At 39.2% G+C, this 2,701-nt stretch carries 4 protein-coding genes; 3 read left to right on the forward strand and 1 reads right to left on the reverse strand.

The features are described from left to right. Positions 1-198, forward strand: a 198-nt coding sequence (locus tag H6G97_RS49430; RefSeq protein ID WP_277883477.1) for a sigma factor-like helix-turn-helix DNA-binding protein, incomplete at its 5' end; no start/stop codon positions are given. A gap of 184 nt (positions 199-382) precedes the next feature. Here the strand turns inward: H6G97_RS49430 and H6G97_RS49435 are convergent. Then, the gene (locus tag H6G97_RS49435) at positions 383-580 is read right to left on the reverse strand and encodes a hypothetical protein (RefSeq protein ID WP_190947565.1); all 198 of its coding nucleotides are present in this window, start codon (positions 578-580) and stop codon (positions 383-385) included. A 275-nt stretch (positions 581-855) separates the two neighbouring features. Between H6G97_RS49435 and H6G97_RS49440 the strand changes: the two genes are divergently transcribed. Both H6G97_RS49440 and H6G97_RS49445 read left to right on the forward strand, forming a co-directional pair. Continuing rightward, the gene (locus tag H6G97_RS49440) at positions 856-1,668 is read left to right on the forward strand and encodes a ParA family protein (RefSeq protein ID WP_190947566.1); all 813 of its coding nucleotides are present in this window, start codon (positions 856-858) and stop codon (positions 1,666-1,668) included. A 2-nt stretch (positions 1,669-1,670) separates the two neighbouring features. Further along, positions 1,671-2,630 carry a ParB/RepB/Spo0J family partition protein gene (locus H6G97_RS49445; RefSeq protein ID WP_190947567.1) on the forward strand — a complete coding sequence of 320 codons (960 nt, stop codon included), beginning with the start codon at positions 1,671-1,673 and terminating at the stop codon, positions 2,628-2,630. The last annotated feature ends 71 nt before the right edge of the window (positions 2,631-2,701 follow it).

Below are 2,701 nucleotides of genomic sequence, written 5' to 3' on the forward strand. Positions count from 1 at the left end.
TTATTAGCTACCTTGAAACCAAATCAACGCCAAGTTTTAATGTTACAGTTTGGGTTGTCGGGCGAGGATAAGTTGACTGCAAAACAGGTTGCACAAAAACTAAATCTCAGTCATTCCAAGGTACGCTCTGCTTATGGACAAGGTATCAAAGCTTTGCAACGTCAGCAAGACAAAATTAAAGATTATTTGGCTAGTTAAAAACTTTTCATGCTTAAAGACAAGGAATCGCTGTTGTGAAAAGCGCTTGTCATATACTCAGGTGAATTGCCATTGGTTCACGGTTGAGGCAATTCACCTCAATTTGAATGATTGAAGGTCGCCCGTTATATTCTCCAACTACAGGCTCACCCAGAAATTCGTAAAATGTTCCTTGTTGGCAGTGCTAGTACTCAAATATAATCCGCCTCGCTGATTTGTTGCAGTCTAAAAAGCTCACATATTGAAACCGCTCGAAATACTCTGAGTTTTCAACACGGAGTTTTGAAGCTCGCTGTACTTTGGGTGACTGTGCTGAGTCATCAGCAGCACCGCGATCGCTGCGAAGAATAATGTTAATCGCCTCCTGTGCATTTCGGGTCAACTCTATTGGCTCATCAGTTATATTTAGAGACTCTTCCTCTAACTGATCAGCATCAAGGTTCTGTTCTGGTTTTGAATTTGGGTGTTTGAGCTTTTATTGTTGTGGTTTGAGTGGACGTTTGGTAGATTTCATGATGTCCGCCGTAAAACCTTCTTTAATAAACTATCTTCAATGGAAGACACAATAAGAAAGACAAGTAATGAGTTGGATCATATATTGATATATGATCTCAACGTTGCAATATATGATTCGGAAATAGCACTCAAAGCGAAGCCATGCAAATTCGACTAGCTGTAATTAGCAACGCTGGAGGCAGTGGTAAGACTACACTTTCAGTCCATTTAGCTTACGACTTAGCAAAACGTAAGTACAATGTAGCCCTACTAGACCTCGACCCACAAGGCTCATTAACGTTATTTTGTGGTTTGAATCCACCAGAACCAGAACAGACTTTAGCAGGAGTTCTCAAAGATCAATTTGACGGTGTTTGGCCATTAACTCCTTGCTGGAGCCAGTACACCAATAATGTTGTCGTATGTCAAGGGGGAATGATATTAACCCAAACAGCAGATGAACTTGTTCTACACAAAAGAGGAGCCTACCTTTTAGCCGACTGTTTAACAGATTATCCACTAGCACAGGACGTAGTTATTTTTGATTGCCCAGCAACTCTTGGCCCTTTACCTTTAATGGCTCTAGCTGCTTGTACACATATTATTATCCCTGTACAGCTAGAGCCAAAATCAATTCAAGGAGCAGCACATTTATTGGAATGGTATTACTATCATTGCAAACACTTACGTTTAAATCCAACTCCAGAAATTTTAGGATTTGTTCCCAATCAATATGATGTTCGCAGAAGTACTCATAGACAGATGCTTGCGGGATTACCTAAACAGTTGCAACAGATGAAAATTCGAGCATTTCCAGCAATCCGGGATAGCGCAGAATTTGTCAATGCCAGTGGTCAAGGTTTACCATTGCATATTTACCGTCCTAGCCATCCTGCTAAGGATGATTTTAAAGAAACCACTTCTCATCTTGTGACTTTAATTGGAAAACCTAAGACAACTAAAAAGATAAAATAATTATGTGCGCTCGTAACACTCCTAATCTTACAAATTATTTTTCAGGTGCGAAGCAATCTCAGCAATTATCTGAAGCAGAGGAAGAAATACAGCAATTAAGAGCAGAGATTGAAGAACTTCGTGACAAAAATTCTGGCGAACTGGAAAGACAATTGGAAGAGTTGCGAACACAACTTCAGTCACAATTAGGTATTTTGTCAATTCCTATCGAGCAAATAGAGCCAAATATAGAACAACCTAGACAAACATTTTTAACTGAAAGCCTTGAATCTATGTCTCGCTCTTTAACTAGTGATGGACAGTTACAACCAGTTATTCTGATTCAAAGGGAGAATCATCTATTAATATTTGACGGAGAGCGACGCTGGCGCAGTGCTAAAGCTTTAGGTTGGCAAACCTTGTCAGCAGTTATTATTCCAGAACCAACTGGTTTACATCGTAAAGCATTACTAACTTCTCTACATCGAGAAGACCTTAATCCTTTGGATAAAGCCGAGGCGATAGCGCGCGAATTGTCTAGGATTACTGGATTAGAACTTCAAGATATTCCGCGTATTCTTTCAACAGTAGTTCGACGTTTGAATAGTCAAAAGCGTATCACATCGCTGGTGGATTTAATAACAGCAGATGCAAAGAAACAAGAAAAAGAATTAGAGTCTTTAGATTTAAGCGACTCAGAACGAGCAATCTTGAGTCTACTGTTAGATTTACAGCTAAATCCTGCTTCTATCGATGCCAATATTTTTCCGATGCTATCTTTAGCAGAAGACCTAAAACTTGCTATAAGAGCAGGACTTAAAGGTGTTCATGCAATGGCTCTACAAAAACTTTCTGCAAAAAATTTGGGATTAAATGAACAAAAAGCTCAATTAATCAGAGAGAAGACTACACAAAAAGTAGTAGCAGAGAAATTATCTGTTCAGGACTTACGCAACTGGCACAATGCGAGCGCCAATTACTAGTACATAAGTATTATTTGAATCTGATTCCGAATGCCTTGTATTTGTAATAAAAGCTGGTGTATTGGAAGCAA

Origin of the sequence: Nostoc flagelliforme FACHB-838 (assembly GCF_014698065.1) — a bacterium.
Taxonomy (GTDB): domain Bacteria; phylum Cyanobacteriota; class Cyanobacteriia; order Cyanobacteriales; family Nostocaceae; genus Nostoc; species Nostoc flagelliforme_B.

Excerpts from the sequence above, each read along its gene's own strand:
- H6G97_RS49440 (WP_190947566.1), top strand. The coding sequence starts at position 856 with ATGCAAATTCGACTAGCTGTAATTAGCAACGCTGGAGGCAGTGGTAAG.
- H6G97_RS49445 (WP_190947567.1), top strand. The coding sequence starts at position 1,671 with ATGTGCGCTCGTAACACTCCTAATCTTACAAATTATTTTTCAGGTGCG.